This window comes from Segatella salivae F0493 (genome assembly GCF_000477535.1).
GTDB classification, from domain to species: domain Bacteria; phylum Bacteroidota; class Bacteroidia; order Bacteroidales; family Bacteroidaceae; genus Prevotella; species Prevotella salivae.
In genome coordinates this window covers 35026-52727 of sequence record NZ_AWGW01000028.1, presented here as the reverse complement: position 1 = coordinate 52727, position 17702 = coordinate 35026, and the positions used below count along the sequence as shown (strand labels likewise).

Here is a 17702-nt window from a genome sequence, read left to right as displayed (position 1 = left end):
AAATTACGACGTTATATAAAAGGTATTCTATCTTAAAAGAAATGCTATGAAAAGACGAATAAAATGTATGCATTAGACCGAAAATAACAAAAGTAAAACGATAATAACCAATTCCACATAACGATTAAGCTTAATTGCTACAATCAAATCTTTAGAAGTAATCTCCCGATTATACCTTCCAATATAAGGCTTCGATATCATTTCTCCATGATAGATATGCGGTCCACCGAACCGACAAGCCAAAATCGAAGCTAAAGCAGCTTCAGGCCATCCACTATTGGGACTGAGGTGAGCCTTTGAAAACATCAATATGTCATGCCAAATAGACATGAAACGACTCCATGACATAGGTGTAATCACAACAGAAACCAATAGCATCAACAATGCTGTTAAACGTGCAGGCACCCAATTAACCACGTCATCCAAGCGTGCAGCAAACATCCCAAAACGACGAAAACGACGTGTACGATATCCTATCATTGAGTCAAGTGTGTTAATCATTTTATAGGTCATCATACCTGGAACCCCTAAAACGACCAACCAATATAAAGGAGCAACAACTCCATCTGAAAGGTTTTCAGCTAAAGTTTCAAGTGCAGCCAAACGAATTTCCTGGGCAGAAAGCACTGATGTATCACGCCCTACAATGCGTGCAACCTTTGCCCTGCCCTGCTCAACTGAAACATTTACTGCTGCAAACACACTCTTTACTTCTCGCACAAGTGTAGTACCTGCAAGGCAATAGAATATAAAAACTGCTTCTAAAACAACGCAAATGACGTCATCAAATAAGGATAAAATCAACGTGAAGAGCATGAAAGTACAAGCTGTTAACACGATAGTTAATACAGCCCCTTTTAGGCAACGTCTCTGTCCTTTGTTTAACTTCCACTCACCAAAAGCAATCACTCGTCCAAAAGCCACAATTGGGTGAGGCAACCATTCGGGGTCTCCGAGGATGCGATCCGCTATCCATCCTATAATCAAAGATACTGCTTTAAACATGTTAACAGCGTTTCATTTTCTTCATGCAACTGTGTAGCTATACGAATATAATGGTCATCTAATCCCTCAAACGATGATGCATCACGAATCAATATACCTTCTTTTGTAGCTAAATTTTCTTTAAGTAGCGAAGAATTTAGGTGTTTCAAACGAACCAGAAAGAAATTCGTTTGCGTCGGAAGTGCTTCAAATCCTTCCATTTGATTAATGCTTTCACGAAGCCATTCCGTTTCTTTTCGCATCCAATCTATAGATGGTAACACATTGATATCGTGCGTTACGAGATATTTTCCAGCTTCAATTGCCAGACTATTTACACTCCATGGTGTTCTAAACTCCCTCAACTTTGCAATAATATCACGATGTGCTGTCAGATAACCAAGACGTAAACCAGGAATACAATATTTTTTAGTCATCGAATGAAGTAAAATCATTCTTCCATGTTTTACAATGTCCTCATCACACAACATTGTTGCAGTTGTATAATCTTCATAGGATTGATCAATGACGAACAGTTCGTTTTCATTGTCCGAAGGATAGAGCTCTGTTGATGAAACACACGTACCTGTCGGGTTATTTGGATTGCAAATCCATCGCAAACACCCTTGTCCTCCATGATGAGGATATTCAGAAAAACTCGGAACCGATACGATATGTCTTCGCGATTCATAGGCTTTTGCAATTAGATGGATAGCTGAAGTGATGCCATTTGTCACCATTATCTCATCCGAACTCACGTGAATTTTGCTTGCAATTAGATGCTCTAAAGATGTTGGTTCGGGTTCTGGATAATGACGAATGATGTCTATGTGCTGGCAAAGATGTGCTTCCAAATCACTTAAATCAGCATGCGTCCATATATTAGAACTAAAGTTCAACCGAATATTGTGATAGCGAAATAAATCATCTCCGTGCTCTTTCATTTGTTGTTTTCTATTTAAGTAACTTTAGAACTCGTTTTATACATAAAACTGATTGGCCCCCAGTAACTTACAAAATGTATCTCTTTATACTGCAATCTGCCACAGATTATCGTGTAAAATGATGCAAAACATGATGTCATTTGGCACAAATCAAAATATGAATTGCTTGTAACCTCTATTCTATATGAATTTCAACACTACATCATTCATCTATCATCAGCTTTTTAAGTGCATCAATATCCAAATATTTTCTTACATGGTTGGCAAGTAAATCATATTGTTTTTCACGAAAATTCCTATCATTCAGTAACTCATTATCAGGTGAATCCCCATGCAACGTGTCCTCCTCTTCAATGACGATATCATCAAAATAAGGAATGACACCTAACACAGGTACACCACAATAGGATTCCATCATCTTTCTTCCTTCGTCAAACAATCTTGCATCACCACGGAATTTATTGATAATTATGCCTTTAATACGTTCTCGGTCATGTGGAGATTGAAGCATGATACTGCCGTAACAACTTGCAAAAACGCCTCCACGATCAATGTCAGCTACTAATAAAACAGACGCATTGGCATAGCGAGCCATAGACATATTGACTAAATCTTGCTTCAAAAGATTCATCTCTGAGATACTTCCTGCACCCTCAATAACAATAGGGTCGTATTGTTTCGCTAAACGATTATAGGCTTTCTGTATGCAAGAGCGTAAGTAATTGCGATCTTCTTCAGCGTAGAGTTGCATCGCGGTTTTAATGCCAATAGACTCTCCTTCGACTATAACCTCCGACGATTTCTCCCCTGTTGGTATCAACAAAAGAGGGTTCATATCAGTTGAAAGCTCTATACCTGCAGCCTCAGCCTGTACCCCTTGCGCACGCGCAACACGTTTTCCGTCGGCTGTAAGATGATAGAATGGCGCCATATTCTGCGCCTTGAATGGTGCCGGATGCATGCCATCCTGTTTAAAGATGCGGCAAACAGCTGTGGCAATAACACTCTTTCCGACATCACTTCCTGTGCCACAGAACATTATTGGACGCATAATGCCAGAATAAAAAGATAGTCACTCAATCGATTCATCAGTCTCATTACCTCGTCATCTAAAGTGTAATCACGGCGCAAAGTCCACATTCTGCGTTCACAAGTACGCGCTTTTGTACGTGCAAACTGTAGCTGTGCTGCCAACAAAGAACCTCCAGGAACAACAAAACAAAAGCGTTCTTTACTTGTGTTTTCATCAATATAGTGTTCTAAATCAACAATCATTGATGAGAAACTTTTATCTTCTGAGGGCAGAACATTAGAACTATCAGCTATCATTCCCATGATTTTCATCAGCAAAAGTTGTAGATTGTGCAATCTCTCCCGTTCGGGATTGTCTGCAGGCATTAGTGCAACCACAATGCCAAGCAAAGCATTTAGTTCATCAATTTGACCGTTTGTTTCAATACGAATATCGTCTTTCGCTACGCGTTCACCATGTCGTAGAGAGGTTTTTCCTTGGTCTCCACGCTTCGTATAGATTTTCATTGTCATTTATTTTTCATTATAACATAAATAATTATAGGCGCACCCAACAATGGAGTGACTGCATTTAGGGGAAGAATCCCTAGTTCTCCTGGCAGAATACAAAGCAAATTACAGAGTAAAGCCACAGCTGAACCCGTCATCATTGTTGCCGGAAGAAGTGAGAGCTGATTGTCTGTATTTAGCAATAGGCGTGCAATATGAGGAACTGCTAAGCCTATAAATGCAATAGGTCCACAGAAAGCGGTCGTTATAGCCATTAAAAGTCCTGTTATAATCAATAGGAAATTGCGTGTGCGTTGAACGTTAATGCCAAGATTTTCGGCATATTGCTCACCAAGAAGAAGGGCATTCAATGGTTTCATCATTAATAAAGCAGCAAGCAATCCTAATAAAATGATGCTTGCAAACAGAGGCATTTGAGCCATTGAAACGCCTCCAAAGTTACCCATTCCCCAAACTAAATACGACTTAACGCCTTCTTCTGTAGCATAGAAATTCAATATAGAGATAATGGAATTTGCTACATATCCAACCATGATTCCAATGATTAATAGCAGTATACTGCTGCGAACCATAGAAGAAAAAAAGAAGAGCAGCAATGTAATCAGCATTGCGCCTACGAATGCAGCCAGCAAAATGGCTAAAAAACCATTAACAGAAAAGGCCGCCGTTGTCACGCTTCCTCCTAATAAAAGCATTACCAAAGCAACGCCTAATCCGGCTCCACTGCTAATGCCGAATATGCCGGGACCAGCCAAAGGATTTCGAAATGCAGTCTGTAACAACAAGCCACAAGCCGACAAAGCGGCTCCAGTGAGCAATGCAGTCAAGGCTTGTGGCAATCTCGATTCCATGATAATATATTCCCAAGAGGGATGTATCGTTAAGAGATTTGATGTGACTTCATCATGCAAAAAGGGGAAAATTACGTGAAGAGTAGTTGAAAAAGGAATGCTGACACTCCCCATAATGAGGTTTAGAATCAGCAACATGACAATACAACCACCCATCAAGATACAATATATAATGCCTTTTTTTCCCATTCAATTTTAGCTTATTTCAAACGTTGATAGTAATGCATTGGTGCAAAACCAGCAATATCTGGGTGTACAATTTGAATTACATCGCTCAACAACCTGTCAGGATGAAAGCTCACTTCTTCATAATATGGCCGACGAGTACAGTCACATGCAAAAACTTGATGCGTCTTAACAGCCTTAAACTCGCCGTAACCAGCATTTTCGTTTAATAGTTCCTGTAATGTAGAAGGATGCTCATTGTATTTGAATAACCATATATCAGCCTTGCCAGCCCTGTCTAAAACCGATTCAAAAGATAAGGCAACACTCCCTGAATGGGTATCGTTCGTAAATACATATTGTGCTCGGGCATCTTGCAATAAGCCGCCAATCACGCTACGACCACCAGGAACATACCACACATTTCCCATCATTCTTTCGGTAAAAACAGAGCGTGTTTGATTTGCTGTTTGAGCTTTTTGCTTCAATTGTTCGTAATTGCTTTTTACCTCATTAAATAATGAATCGGCTGCCTTTTCACGTCCAAAGAGCATACCATAAAACTTCATCCATTCGGCTCTTCCTAACGAAGACTCTTCCATATAGTCAGCCATTTCGATGAGTGGAATATGGAGTTTGTCTAATTTTCCATAACCACCACTATTTTCAAAGGGTGAAACCATTATCGCTTCAGGCTTCAAGTCGATTATCTTTTCTACGTTTGAACTCATGCTATTACCGCAATCAGCAACGTGATGTGCATCAGATATTGGCAGCTTTGCACGCTGTTGTACATCTGGAATTGAGATATATTGCAAATCACATACCCCTTTGATTGCCGACTCTGCTTTCAAATCATAAAGCAAAGCACAATGAACAGTTGTGAAAACAACCGAGCGAGTAATCGGTGTTCTGACAATCGTCACCTCTTGATTATTGTCAGAAGAGAACGCTTTGCATACCTCATCACCTGCTTTTCCCTTAGGAACAAGTGCATAAGTATGAAGGATTTTACCTTGTTTCCACGGATCAGTCAGCGTGGCAATTGAATAACCTTGGTGTTTGACTATCTTCAGATGACGGGCATACTCAAAACGAACGGTGTCTCCACCACTCGCTTCCAATCTCGTTTGAGAATGGTTGCAAGAAGTGAAAACACCGATAATGATGATTAGAAATGCGAATAAATCTTTTCTCATTACTTCCAATCGACCTTTGTATTAAAGAAGATTGTAGCCGGACCTACACCCACTTTAGTTGAGTGAAGTTCATTACCGCTTGCATCAAATTCCTTCAAATAACCTGCAGTTGAATAGCTCAAACGACCTCCTATCCTTTCATAGAAGCTTATAAATATGTGACCTGACACAGGATCTACAGCCATGGCACTTGGCGAGAACTTAGTTGCATCATATTTATATGTCATGCTTGACGTAGCTCTCTTAAATGGGTCATAAATAGAATAACTTACCGTAGGAGCACCGTAGGGCGCGTTAACTGTGTAGAAAGAACCGAGATAATATGATACCAACGTTGCGTTGGGCACAACATCTTCTACTATTTTTTTGCTATCCTTAGTCTTAAGTATCTTTAAACCTGCACCAAGTTGGTGATAACTTGCATCATAACTGCCCCAATCCAACACATAAACACCAGTTAGATTAATATAGATAGCTTGCGGATTCTTTATTCCTTCAATCTTGAATTCTTTTACTTCGTCTGTTGATAGATTAATTTCAGAAATAGAACCATTTCCATTTCCCCAATCACTATTTGCTACATAAATGAATTTATTAGTGGCTGTAAGCCCTTCAGGATATGAACCTACTTTGTAACTTTTGCGCAATGTAAATGTGGTTGTATCAATTGCAGCAACATATCCGCCGTATGTTGTCACCCAAACTGCACCATCACCTGCAATGATGTGTCGCGGCTTCTTACCATCTGCAGCACCTAACAAGTCGGTGGTTTTAATCTGCTTTACAGACTTCTGATTGCGGTCCACAACTTCGATTGTACTTTCGTCAGAAACCACATAATAGATTTTACTTCCATAACAAACGCCGTCATTCACCGTACCACCTAACAAACGACCATTGGCCTTTGTGAAAATATTCTCCGAGACCGCATTTGTTGCATAATCCCAATAGCTTATTGACCCAGGAATCTTCGATTTCATATTTCCGGAACAGGCAACAAACGCACCATTAGACGTAATGACAGGCTGCAAATCGGGAGTGTCGTCTTTGTCACACGAAGTGAATAATGCAATACTCAACAATACAGTTGATAAACTTAAAATGATTTTTTTCATATCTTTTTATTTAGAATTTATAATTAACTACAAATTGATAACTGACGCCAGGCATAGGATAGTTCCCCACAATCTCATACTGCTGGTTTAAGATGTTCTTAATGTCTCCGCGCAAAGAAAACTCCCCGTGTTTCATCACAAAACGATGACTGCAGGTTAATCCCATATCAAAATAACCAGCCAATCGCGTTCCGTCATAATGTGAGTTCGACGCCCATCGGCTGCCATACCCTGCTCCATGAACAACAACGTCAACCCACGGATTTCCCCACTTAACTGAACCTGAAACAGAATGTAAAGGGATATATGCAATCTGTTTTCCATAATCGGGAAGAGATTTATCCTCCCGGTCGGTCACATTCTGATAACTATAGCCGCCGAAGAACAGAAGATTATGCTTTTCTGCCAATTGATAGTCGCCGCGAAGCGAAACTTCAACTCCTTTTGACTGAACTCTGCCGATATTTACATTCGTCCAGATAAACATATTATAAGGTATGGCCACAATCTTGTCCTTTATGTGATTCAGATAACCATCGGCCGTAATCTCCAGATTAAATCTATTTGAAAACTGCTTCTGCCACGTCATACCAAGGTTTAATTGGTCTGTCGTTTCGGGTTTCAACCTTGGGCTCCCGAAATGAAAGAAGTAGTTTTCGTTGAATGTCGGCGCACGAAAGATATTCTTATACGATGTTCTGACGTAAAACTGTTCGGAAGAGAAAGGACGATAAGACAAAGAGAACGACGGCGACAGTTTACGCCCATTCTTTGCTGCTTCGCCACGCTCTGCCCCATTCAAATAAACAGAATATAGCGCACGTCCAAGCAAAACCAAGCGCGGAGCAACATATTTCACTGAAAAAGACTCCAACAACGTATGGCGAAATGGACGCACATCCGTGGCCAAACTGCTATTCAAGTTGTTGAAAACATAATCACTCGCAAAAGCGAACGAAAGCCCATCGATCGGAGTAAACATTGCTGCCAAAGAGCCGTATGCCTCGCGTTGCCAGTAGTCTGCATCCATAATATGATTAGGAGAATACTTGTCGCGGTAGCTTGAGCTGCTCCAGTTGAATTTGCCCTTAGCTTTCCAGCTCCACAACCCATTGGCTGCATGTTGCCGCCAGCCGAACTGCGCAAAACCATTGCGGTCGTGCAATGACTCACCATTGATGTCACTATAATACTTTGCGATGCCCGGCAACAGGCGACTATTGTCATAATAATAGACTTTTCCATCGATTTCCCCATATTTCCCAGTCGAAACATAAGCATTCAACTCGCCGTGCCCGCTATTCATTCGGCTGTTGTTGCGTCGCCCATGTGTTTTATAGATTCCATTGCGCAACGTGAAGGGATAATCATTTTCGGCGTAGATATATTCGCCGTTTGCCGACAATGTCACCCGATTGCTCACGGATTGAACGTAGTAAACAAACGGACTTACATAGCCGAATGAGCCGAATTTCAGCTGCGTTTGCAGGTGGACGCGATGATCTGCCGGACGGTCAGTCAAGGTGGTCATTCTGAACAGCGCCGCCGAAGAAATCTCACGCGCAGATAAAAATACATCGTTCTCCCCACCTATCGACAGCGTCAACGACTCAATATTGTCTAATGCATAGCGCGAAACATCAACCGAACCGCTCTGGGTGTCGCTCAACATGAAGCCATCATAACTCACACCCGTATGTTGGGCGCCAAACCCTCGTACACCGATAGTTTTCATCCCTCCGGCGCCTCCATAATCACGAAGATTGACACCAGGCATGCGATGCAGCGCGTCGGCGATGTCCGTAATGCCCATATTGGCAATGTTCTCCCGATTGAGCACGCTGCCTGGCACAACATCGGTGATGCCACGACTTCCGTGATAGCCGACAACCTCAACTACCTTCAAATCATGCACGCGCACGCTGTCTTTGGGCTGCTGTGCCCACGTTGGACAACAAACAACACAAGGAATGCTCAAAACAACGACAAGCTTATGTTTAAGCTGAATCATTTTCTGTCAATCTTTGAATAAAACTTCAACTATCTTCCTCGAAATAGTGAAGCAATAACTCGCAACGGCAGGTCTTCTGACTACACGATTCACGAAAGAGTGCCTTCCCAACAATTGCCGTCAGTGGCTTGTTTCCTTTCTAAAATATCGTTCACAGCAGCGGGACTGTTAAGGAATCTCACCTTATTCCCTTTTTAATCACAATGAATTATGAACCAATTGCGTGTGCGAAATTAATATAAAAAATGTAATTGAGCAAGAAAACGCGGCTTATTAACTAAAAGATTGTGGCCGACGACTGCTTTATAGGCGTGCGATGACTTTTAACTTTGGGAGAATATCAGAAAAGAAGATAAAACTGCTCAGGAACTGGGGTAAATTATCAGAATTCGTGAAAAACTGCTCAGGAACTGGGGTAAATTATCAGAATTCGTGAAAATCTGCTCAGGAACTGGGGTAAATTATCAGAATTCGTGAAAAACTGCTTAGGAACTGGGGCAAATTATCAGAATTCGCGAAAAACTGCTCAGGAACTGGGGAAAATCATCAGAATTCGCGAAAAACTGCTCAGGAACTGGGGTAAATTATCAGAATTCATGAAAAACTGCTCAGGAACTGGGGTAAATCATTAGAATTCGCGAAAAACTGCTCAGGAACTGGGGTAAATTATCAGAATTTAGCTAAAAACGTTCAAACACCCGGGGACAATTGCAAAAAAACGCGTGATTCTGATAAAACACCCGGGGACAATCATCTATTTTCCTTTCAAAAGTGAGGATATCTTAAAGATTAAGGATAAAAAAGACCTCCCGTGAGACAAAAAACGAGAGGCGAATGGCCAAACAGGCCGTTGAAGAGAAGAAAAACACAAGGTTATGAAAACAAATCGAGTTTGTTCTTGCGTGCTTCGTCTAACGAAATTATCTTTTGTTGTTCTTTCTCATAACCGTTCCGCAATTCGGCATACTTTTCATCTAAATTGTGCTTCAAAACGGCGCGTTCTTTCTTGTTCAGCAGCTTTGCCGCTATTAAAGCATTTTGCGAAGCGTCTTTCATCCAAACAACTGGACCTCCGTAGACGGGCGCAATCTTCAATGCCACGTGAAGCTGACTTGTGGTTGCGCCGCCAATCATAATTGGAATCTCAAGCTGTGCTTTTTTCATTTCTAAAGCCACATTTACCATCTCTTCTAACGATGGCGTTATCAATCCGCTCAGCCCAATCATGTCGGCGTTCTCTGCAATGGCGCGCTTGACAATCTGCTCGGCAGGCACCATTACCCCCAGGTCAATCACTTCATAATTGTTGCACGCCATGACCACTCCCACGATGTTTTTGCCAATATCGTGTACATCGCCCTTAACCGTCGCGAGAATTATCTTGCCCGCCTTGTAAGTGTCGTCAGCTTTCTCCATTTCTATGTAGGGTTGGAGTATGGCTACCGCTTGCTTCATGGTTCTTGCCGTTTTAACGACTTGGGGAAGAAACATTTTGCCGGCACCAAACAGTTCTCCCACCTCGTTCATCCCATCCATCAAGGGACCTTCGATAATATCAACGGCATGAGGATATTGCGCTAAGGCTTCGGTCAGATCGGCTTGCAGGTGTTCAGAAATTCCCTTTCTCAGAGCATATTCCAATCGTTTTGCGACAGGAAAATCGCGCCATTCCTCATGTTGTTCAGCTGTTTTGCCAAGAACCTCCCCACCCGCTTTGCGTGCGTCTTCATTGGCCTTAATTTCGTTGGCCAATTCGATGAGCGCTTCGGCAGCGCCCTCTTTGCGGTTTAACACAACGTCCTCAATGATGCGAAGATGGTCGGAAGGGATGTCCGCATAGGTGATTTTAGTCGCAGGATTGACAATACCGAAGTCCATTCCTTGGTTTATTGCATGATAGAGGAAAACGGCGTGCATCGCCTCGCGGATATAGTTGTTGCCGCGAAAAGAAAAGGAGAGATTACTCACGCCACCACTGATATGTGCACCTGGAAGATGTTTTTTAATCCACCCCGTGGCTCTGATGAAGTCTACCGCATAATTATCGTGTACCTCTATCCCAGTGGCAATAGAAAGTATGTTCGGATCAAAGATAATGTCTAAAGGATTAAATCCCACCTCGTCAACAAGCAGACGATAGGCCCGTTCTGCTATTTCTATCTTGCGTTCAAACGTCGTAGCCTGCCCGACTTCATCAAAACACATGACGACGACTGCTGCACCAAAGCGTTTGATTTCACGCGCATGGCGAAGAAACTCCTGCTCGCCATTCTTCAAAGAAATGGAGTTCACCACGCACTTTCCTTGCATGCACTTCAGTCCGGCCACGATCACGTCCCACTTACTTGAGTCAATCATCACAGGAACACGCGCCACATCGGGTTCAGAGGCTATGAGATTCAGAAAATTCACCATTTCTGTTTGCGCATCAAGCAAGCCGTCATCCATATTGACGTCGATGATTAAAGCGCCGTCTGAAACTTGCTTTCTCGCAATGGTTAAAGCCTCTTCGTAGTTCTTTTCTTTGATTAAACGCAGGAATTTGCGGCTACCAGCGACATTACATCGCTCGCCAACATTGACGAAACGCACTTCGGGACTCACTTCTAAGAGTTCAAGTCCGCTTAACCACAAATCTTTCGGTCGTTCAACAGGTTTGCGGGGAGCTTTTCCTTTGGCCATCTCTGCGTAGCGACGAATAAACTCGTCGGTTGTTCCGCAACATCCTCCGACAATGTTTACAAGTTGTTCATCGATGAATTCTCCGATTTGTGGGGACATACTCTCAGCCGTTTCATCATATTCGCCCATTGAGTTAGGAAGTCCGGCGTTAGGATATGCGGAAATATAATAAGGCGCTTTTTTACCTAATTCTTTAAGATAAGGTTTCATTTGGCTTGCACCGAATGAACAGTTTAAGCCCACAGAAAAGATTGGATAGCTACATATACTCCCGAGGAAAGCCTCTAATGTCTGTCCGCTTAACGTGCGCCCGGCGAGGTCACTCACCGTTACACTCAGCATGATGGGTAACTCAAGGTTTCGCGCTTCCATTGCATTGATTGCGACATCAATCGCCACTTTTGCATTCAAAGTGTCAAAGATTGTCTCAATAAGCAAGGCATCTACTCCACCATCCAACAAGCCTTTAATTTGTTCTTCATAGGCAAAGTAAAGTTCATCGTACGTCAAATCACGCGCTGCTGGATTACTAACATCGGGACTCATTGAACAGGTTTTATTCGTTGGTCCAATAGCTCCTGCAACAAAACGGCATGTGCCATCGGCCAATTCATCGACAGCTTGTCTTGCCAGCCGAGCGCCCTCATAAGCCAGTTCGTAGCTAATGTCTTCCAACCCATAATCTGCTTGCGAAATGCGTTGAGAAGAGAAAGTGTTTGTTTCGATGATATCCGCACCTGCAGCCAAATAGCGTCGGTGGATATCGAGAATGACATCAGGTCGCGTCAAGCTTAATAAGTCATTATTTCCCTTTAATTGTCGGCCCTCAACCTGCTGGAAACGTGTGCCACGAAAGTCTTCTTCTGTCAAATGATATGACTGAATCATTGTACCCATGGCACCATCTAAAATCAATATCTTCTCTCTAATTAAGTCTCGTAGTCCCTTCATTCTTAACAATAAACTCTTGTATTCGTTAGCGCATCAGCTTAAAAATGCTTTAATGCGCGGTCCATTTCGCGTTTATCTTGCTTCTCCCGCAGTGTTTGACGCTTATCAAACTCTTTCTTTCCTTTAGCCAAAGCAATGTCTACTTTAGCCCTTCCGTATTTATCGATAAACAGCAGTGTGGGCACAATAGTAAAGCCAATTTGTTTAGAATCCTCTTCCAATTTATGGAGTTCACGCTTCGTCAGCAATAACTTTCGGTCGCGTTTGGCTTCATGATTGCTATAAGATCCATAAAAATATGGACTTATATTCATCCCCTTCACCCACAATTCACCTTTATATATCACGCAGAAAGAATCAACTAAAGAGGCTTTTCCGTTTCTAATACTTTTGATTTCTGTCCCCGTAAGCACAATGCCTGCAGTGTAAGTATCTACAAAGAAATACTCAAACGAAGCCTTTTTATTCCTTATTTGAACAGGACTTTTCTTCCTGATTTCTTGCTCTTCTTTATTCATTGTCTATCGTTGCAAAATGTTCTATGTGCTCATCGATGTAATGAGCAACCTTGTTTGTGAACATCTCTTCATGTTCAACAAAGGCATCATCAAAGTCATCAAATACCGCAAACTGCTCGAATAAAGCCATAAATTCATCATCAGTGCAGTCGCTTTCTATCGTTTCATGATACATCGAATAGTATCTATGACTCTTGTTAATCAGCCTATATAGTTCGGGGATTCCCCACTCTCTAAAAGCCTTATCCGTTGGATTCAGGTAAATAAAAGCACCATAACCATTATGAATTAGCTGCACAAAACCTCCATCCATCACTTCTTCGTGCAGAAAATGATAAGCTAACAGCGTAATCTGATCAGCGTTCAAATCTCCTATATTGTCATTTGTCAGCTGACCACCAATGGCATCTAAGATTGCATTTACAAACACTTTAACAAATGCATCCACACCTTCAGACGCGGCTTTCTGCAGGACTTTATCTTTTATCTTTACCTCAATCATAAACGAGTTGTTTATTGCAAAAGTAACAAAATAATATGAAAAAGCAAAAGACTTACTTTTTTTTATTACTTTTGTAAGATGAAGTTATCGGTTATTATCCCTATATTCAATGGAGAAGACACGTTGCAACGTTGTCTTGATTCGGTCGTTTCACAACAGGTTGAAGACTTAGAAATCATCTTGGTAAACGATGGATCTACCGACAAAAGCTTGCAAATCTGCCAACAATTTGCCGAGTATCATGAGCAAACTGTCATCATTGAGCAAGATAATCTGGGTCTAAGTGTAGCTCGAAATTCCGGACTTCAAGTTGCAACGGGTGACTATGTGACTTTCGTTGACTGCGATGATTACCTTGAATCTAATTCATATAAGGCATTAATTTCTAAGCTGAATGAGGATAAAGATATAGATATCCTTGAATATTCTGTTGATGAACGCATCGGCGGTAAGTATCATACACAACTAAAACTCACAGATAAACTCTATACAAACTGGAAGAGTTATTGGCTTGAAACAGAAGCTTATAAACATACTTATGCCTGTAATAAAATCTTTAAGAAAAAGATTTTTAGCTATGAAATGTTTAAGCCTGCGATTCTCTTTGAAGACCTTGAGCTCATGTCGCGCCTGTTGAAACATTGTCAGCGTATACTAACAACATCGCAGGGCTGCTATCTTTATGTTTTCAATGCCAATGGATTGGCGGCCAAAGCAAATGGAGAGCAATTGGAATCTATGCTCACTACGCACTGTCAAATCATGAAACAATGTTGTAACGAAACTTATTTTAGCCACGTAATTAACATACAATTGGATGTTTATAGGCTCACTCAGCATCTTATTTTAACAGATAAATATCCCTATAAACACGGACTTAAGCTAACAATATACCACTATTTTGGCCTTAAAACACTTTGTGTGCTCCATAAGTTGTTTTGGAATCTTAGGAATAAATGTTCATCTTCAAACAATAAACAACCATAGAATTCAACTTTATTCCTATTTAGAATATATAAGATTTCTATATAAAAACAAACCTAAATACTTATAAAATCGCCTCAATTCCTGCATACACACAGAATTTGTTAATAGCAATCACAATACTTTACAAATGAGGTTCAACATCTTTCCATATCAAAATAAAAAATCAGTTGGATGGAAATACAGCTCATTTTCTATCATTTTGTATTTTATTGACTATCATAAGTTTACACAAGTAAGATTGTTATATCAAACATTTTCACGTAGAAAAACAGAATGATTTGACGCAAATTAAAGCCTACAATGGTGCATTTCACACCATAAAATAAGTCTGTTTATCCTGTAATTCGTTATGATTTACTACATGATATGCACAAGAAACAAGCGCAAATTGATAAGAATCGGTTTACAACAGGATAAAAACAATGTAACCATACGCTATTTAGCTTTTTACAATTGCTATCTATCACTATCGTAAAGTGTTAAAAAACTAACAGTAATCTATACAAAAATGTTATATAATTAGATGCGATTCAAACTCGATTGTCAGTTTGATGACAGATAGAGCCATGCAAGAATAGCAACAAATACAACAGCAATAATAATCTTAAAAAGGCAACTTGTTACCTTTTTTACAATGAAGATGCCAATCACAATGATTAACAACATGAAGATATATTCTGCAAAATGATTCATAATTAATATTTTATAAGCTTACGAAATGAAGTGGGTATTGGAGTCTCAAATGTCATAGGGGCATGCGTAATGGGATGATAGAAACACAAAACATAGGCATGCAAGCAGAGACGCCCTATCGGATCATCTCCATTTCCATACTTGATATCGCCACAAACAGAATGCCCCATGTCGGCAGAATGTACGCGAATCTGATTCTTCCGCCCTGTTTCAAGTTTGTATTCTACAAGAGAATAATCATTGTTTTGACCAAGAACATGGAAATGAGTCACTGCATATTTACCTCCATTATCCACGGGTGAAGAATAGGTTATATAGGCTTTATTGTCTTTCAACCAATTGGCTATCGTACCTTCTGGTGCCTCTACAACTCCCGATACCACTGCAACATAACGCCTATCATACACAATGTGATGCCAATCTTGTTCAAGTAGCATCTCTGTTTGTTTGTCTTTGGCGTAAATCATCAGGCCACTTGTGTCACGATCAAGCCGATGTACTACGTGTGCCGTACACTTTTGACGAGACTTTTTGAAATAATCGTCGAGGACAGTCTTTACATTTAATGTCGAATGTCCAGCCGCCATAGACAATATTCCGATATTCTTTTCAACAACAACCAAGTATCGGTCTTCATAAACTATCTTCACATAGCGACTCTTAAAGATATCGTTGTTACGCTTGGTACGGCTTACTGAGATTTTCATACCAGGCGAAACAGGATAATCAAACTTTGTAATCACCTTGCTTTCAACCTTTATGCCGCGCCCTTGAAGTGTCTGTTTAATCTTTGATTTGCTAAGACCCTTCACGTTCTCAAGCAGCCATTCCAACAATTTTCCATCACGATTGACGACTAAATGATCGTAATCTCCCGGTTTATTATAATTGTTTTGAGCAATCATAGTTTAATCTTTTTCTTCGCAACCCTACTCTCATTACTCATTCGATCAAGCGAAGTGATAGCATAAACATACTTTTTCTTCCCATCCTCATAAGGGAGTTTATAAAAAGTTCTTGGCGTTATAGCTACAATCTTTGATGCATCTTCAGTATTGATATGTTCGCCTTTATCAAATCGATACACAACATATTTCACTGCAATATCATTCCACTTCTTTCCACGAGGAGCATTCCAGAAGAGCACATATCCATCATCTGTCCAGATGGGTTTAACGTGTTTAGGCTTCTTTGGCGCTTTATCATCGATGAAAGGCATCTTGGGTTGCAAGGCCGGATATTTCCAATAACCATTCCGCATGGCTGTAGCGTAGTTACCAATGTTATCACAAAAGTTCTTCGCATACCACAAAACCGTTCCATTTACATGGGGAAGTGTGTTATGAAGTCGGCGTTTTGCATTCAACTGATGGCTGTTGGGATTTTGTAGATCAGCATATTTCACTGTACGTTCAACGTCTTCTCCAATGAAAAGAGGCCGCTTTCCAGCATACTTATCCCACCAACGTGCAAGCTCTTCATAGTCAGCTGTGGGATGACCTATTTGCCAATAGATTTGTGGAACACAATAGTCTACCCAACCATTGTTGACCCATAACAATACATCGGCATAAAGATCATCATAGTTTTGCAATCCCTTCGTATTGCTTCCTATAGGAGAAACACTTTTATTCCGATAGATTCCAAATGGTGAAACACCAAATTTTACCCATGGTTTTACTGCATGTATACTATCAGAAAGCTGTTTCATGAAGAGATTTACGTTATATCTTCGCCAATCCCCTCGGTCTTTTAATCCATTATTATATAACGAATACTCACGGTCATCGGCTATTGTTTGACCGGCAGCTGGGTATGGATAGAAGTAGTCGTCAATGTGAAAGCCATCTACATCATAGCGTCTCACGATGTCAGTCGCTATCTTGCAGATATAGTTTCGATTCTCAGGAAGACCAGGATTGAGGATAAGCTGACCATCATATGCAAAGACTGAGCCAGGCTTTTTTATCGCAATATGATTGGATGATAAGTTATTGGTAGTCTTAGTCTTTGCCCTGAATGGGTTAATCCATGCATGTAACTCCATTCCTCGCTTGTGACATTCGTCTATCATCCATGCCAATGGATCCCAATATGGCTGAGGTGGAAGTCCCTGTTGCCCTGTAAGAAAACGACTCCAGGGTTCGTATGGACTGGCATATAAGGCATCACATTCTGGTCTTACTTGGAAAATAATAGCATTAACGCCATCTTTCTGCATCTCATCAAGTTGGCTTCGCAACACTTGTTGCATTCTATCTTTCCCCAATCCAAGGAATTGTCCGTTCACACATTGTATCCATGCACCGCGAAACTCACGCTTTGCTTGAGCCAATAACACTTGAGTTCCAACAACAACGGATAAAAAGAGGGCAATAAAAAACTTACGATTCATTTTCATTTTGATTTACTTCGCAAAATTACTAAAAAAAGAAAGAATACTAATCCATTTCTTGAAAAAGATAGATTAATTTGGAGTTTTGTGGTCTTTTTTATAATTTTGTCACGCATAAAGATGTGATGAAAGCACGATTTACACATATTTCGAGTTTACTTTT

At 40.8% G+C, this 17702-nt stretch carries 14 protein-coding genes and 1 riboswitch; of the genes, 1 reads left to right on the top strand and 13 read right to left on the bottom strand.

Going from position 1 to position 17702, the window contains the following annotated elements; translation table 11 throughout:
- Positions 1 to 72 precede the first annotated feature (72 nt).
- From cbiB to HMPREF9145_RS09990, 11 genes are all read right to left on the bottom strand, one after another.
- The gene (gene cbiB, locus HMPREF9145_RS10040; protein WP_021826272.1) at positions 73 to 1005 is read right to left on the bottom strand and encodes an adenosylcobinamide-phosphate synthase CbiB; all 933 of its coding nucleotides are present in this window, start codon (positions 1003 to 1005) and stop codon (positions 73 to 75) included.
- The gene (locus HMPREF9145_RS10035) at positions 984 to 1928 is read right to left on the bottom strand and encodes an aminotransferase class I/II-fold pyridoxal phosphate-dependent enzyme (RefSeq protein WP_021826262.1); all 945 of its coding nucleotides are present in this window, start codon (positions 1926 to 1928) and stop codon (positions 984 to 986) included. The genes cbiB and HMPREF9145_RS10035 overlap by 22 nt, the downstream gene beginning before the upstream one ends.
- Positions 1929 to 2130: 202 nt before the next feature.
- Positions 2131 to 2979 carry a cobyric acid synthase gene (locus tag HMPREF9145_RS10030; protein ID WP_021826267.1) on the bottom strand — a complete coding sequence of 283 codons (849 nt, stop codon included), beginning with the start codon at positions 2977 to 2979 and terminating at the stop codon, positions 2131 to 2133.
- On the bottom strand, positions 2967 to 3467 hold the full coding sequence (locus HMPREF9145_RS10025; protein ID WP_036907383.1) for a cob(I)yrinic acid a,c-diamide adenosyltransferase: 501 nt from the start codon (positions 3465 to 3467) through the stop codon (positions 2967 to 2969). Before HMPREF9145_RS10025 ends, HMPREF9145_RS10030 begins: the two co-directional genes overlap by 13 nt.
- Positions 3468 to 3469: 2 nt before the next feature.
- Positions 3470 to 4510 carry an iron ABC transporter permease gene (locus tag HMPREF9145_RS10020; protein WP_021826251.1) on the bottom strand — a complete coding sequence of 347 codons (1041 nt, stop codon included), beginning with the start codon at positions 4508 to 4510 and terminating at the stop codon, positions 3470 to 3472.
- A gap of 11 nt (positions 4511 to 4521) precedes the next feature.
- On the bottom strand, positions 4522 to 5685 hold the full coding sequence (locus HMPREF9145_RS10015; protein WP_036907357.1) for an ABC transporter substrate-binding protein: 1164 nt from the start codon (positions 5683 to 5685) through the stop codon (positions 4522 to 4524).
- Positions 5685 to 6800 (bottom strand): YncE family protein, encoded by a 1116-nt coding sequence (locus HMPREF9145_RS10010; RefSeq protein WP_021826266.1) that lies wholly within the window; start codon positions 6798 to 6800, stop codon positions 5685 to 5687. Before HMPREF9145_RS10010 ends, HMPREF9145_RS10015 begins: the two co-directional genes overlap by 1 nt.
- Before the next feature lie 10 nt (positions 6801 to 6810).
- The gene (locus HMPREF9145_RS10005) at positions 6811 to 8811 is read right to left on the bottom strand and encodes a TonB-dependent receptor plug domain-containing protein (RefSeq protein WP_021826221.1); all 2001 of its coding nucleotides are present in this window, start codon (positions 8809 to 8811) and stop codon (positions 6811 to 6813) included.
- Positions 8812 to 8860: 49 nt separating this feature from the next.
- Positions 8861 to 9047, bottom strand: a riboswitch (cobalamin riboswitch).
- Between the two features lie 637 nt (positions 9048 to 9684).
- Entirely contained in the window at positions 9685 to 12444 is a 2760-nt protein-coding gene (gene metH, locus HMPREF9145_RS10000; RefSeq protein WP_052026757.1) for a methionine synthase, read from the bottom strand.
- A 38-nt stretch (positions 12445 to 12482) separates the two neighbouring features.
- Complete coding sequence (gene smpB / locus HMPREF9145_RS09995; protein ID WP_021826257.1) at positions 12483 to 12962, bottom strand: SsrA-binding protein SmpB; 480 nt, start codon at positions 12960 to 12962, stop codon at positions 12483 to 12485.
- Positions 12955 to 13464, bottom strand: coding sequence for a DMP19 family protein (locus HMPREF9145_RS09990; RefSeq protein WP_021826234.1), 510 nt, complete (start codon positions 13462 to 13464; stop codon positions 12955 to 12957). The genes smpB and HMPREF9145_RS09990 overlap by 8 nt, the downstream gene beginning before the upstream one ends.
- 78 nt (positions 13465 to 13542) lie before the next feature.
- On the opposite strand from HMPREF9145_RS09990, the gene HMPREF9145_RS09985 reads away from it, so the two are divergent.
- Complete coding sequence (locus HMPREF9145_RS09985) at positions 13543 to 14451, top strand: glycosyltransferase family 2 protein (protein ID WP_021826241.1); 909 nt, start codon at positions 13543 to 13545, stop codon at positions 14449 to 14451.
- 695 nt (positions 14452 to 15146) lie between these two features.
- Here HMPREF9145_RS09985 and HMPREF9145_RS09980 read toward each other — a convergent pair.
- Together HMPREF9145_RS09980 and HMPREF9145_RS09975 are read right to left on the bottom strand one after the other, a co-directional pair.
- Positions 15147 to 16049, bottom strand: a complete 903-nt coding sequence (locus HMPREF9145_RS09980) for an RluA family pseudouridine synthase (RefSeq protein ID WP_021826238.1) — start codon at positions 16047 to 16049, stop codon at positions 15147 to 15149.
- A complete protein-coding gene (locus HMPREF9145_RS09975) occupies positions 16046 to 17539 on the bottom strand; it encodes a glycoside hydrolase family 10 protein (RefSeq protein ID WP_021826230.1) in 1494 nt (497 codons plus the stop codon). Before HMPREF9145_RS09975 ends, HMPREF9145_RS09980 begins: the two co-directional genes overlap by 4 nt.
- Positions 17540 to 17702 lie beyond the last annotated feature (163 nt).

What these genes read in the sequence shown, in the direction of transcription:
- cbiB (WP_021826272.1), bottom strand. Translation starts at nt 1,005, where the DNA reads ATGTTTAAAGCAGTATCTTTGATTATAGGATGGATAGCGGATCGCATC.
- HMPREF9145_RS10035 (WP_021826262.1), bottom strand. Translation starts at nt 1,928, where the DNA reads ATGAAAGAGCACGGAGATGATTTATTTCGCTATCACAATATTCGGTTG.
- HMPREF9145_RS10030 (WP_021826267.1), bottom strand. Translation starts at nt 2,979, where the DNA reads ATGCGTCCAATAATGTTCTGTGGCACAGGAAGTGATGTCGGAAAGAGT.
- HMPREF9145_RS10025 (WP_036907383.1), bottom strand. Translation starts at nt 3,467, where the DNA reads ATGAAAATCTATACGAAGCGTGGAGACCAAGGAAAAACCTCTCTACGA.
- HMPREF9145_RS10020 (WP_021826251.1), bottom strand. Translation starts at nt 4,510, where the DNA reads ATGGGAAAAAAAGGCATTATATATTGTATCTTGATGGGTGGTTGTATT.
- HMPREF9145_RS10015 (WP_036907357.1), bottom strand. Translation starts at nt 5,685, where the DNA reads ATGAGAAAAGATTTATTCGCATTTCTAATCATCATTATCGGTGTTTTC.
- HMPREF9145_RS10010 (WP_021826266.1), bottom strand. Translation starts at nt 6,800, where the DNA reads ATGAAAAAAATCATTTTAAGTTTATCAACTGTATTGTTGAGTATTGCA.
- HMPREF9145_RS10005 (WP_021826221.1), bottom strand. Translation starts at nt 8,811, where the DNA reads ATGATTCAGCTTAAACATAAGCTTGTCGTTGTTTTGAGCATTCCTTGT.
- metH (WP_052026757.1), bottom strand. Translation starts at nt 12,444, where the DNA reads ATGAAGGGACTACGAGACTTAATTAGAGAGAAGATATTGATTTTAGAT.
- smpB (WP_021826257.1), bottom strand. Translation starts at nt 12,962, where the DNA reads ATGAATAAAGAAGAGCAAGAAATCAGGAAGAAAAGTCCTGTTCAAATA.
- HMPREF9145_RS09990 (WP_021826234.1), bottom strand. Translation starts at nt 13,464, where the DNA reads ATGATTGAGGTAAAGATAAAAGATAAAGTCCTGCAGAAAGCCGCGTCT.
- HMPREF9145_RS09985 (WP_021826241.1), top strand. Translation starts at nt 13,543, where the DNA reads ATGAAGTTATCGGTTATTATCCCTATATTCAATGGAGAAGACACGTTG.
- HMPREF9145_RS09980 (WP_021826238.1), bottom strand. Translation starts at nt 16,049, where the DNA reads ATGATTGCTCAAAACAATTATAATAAACCGGGAGATTACGATCATTTA.
- HMPREF9145_RS09975 (WP_021826230.1), bottom strand. Translation starts at nt 17,539, where the DNA reads ATGAATCGTAAGTTTTTTATTGCCCTCTTTTTATCCGTTGTTGTTGGA.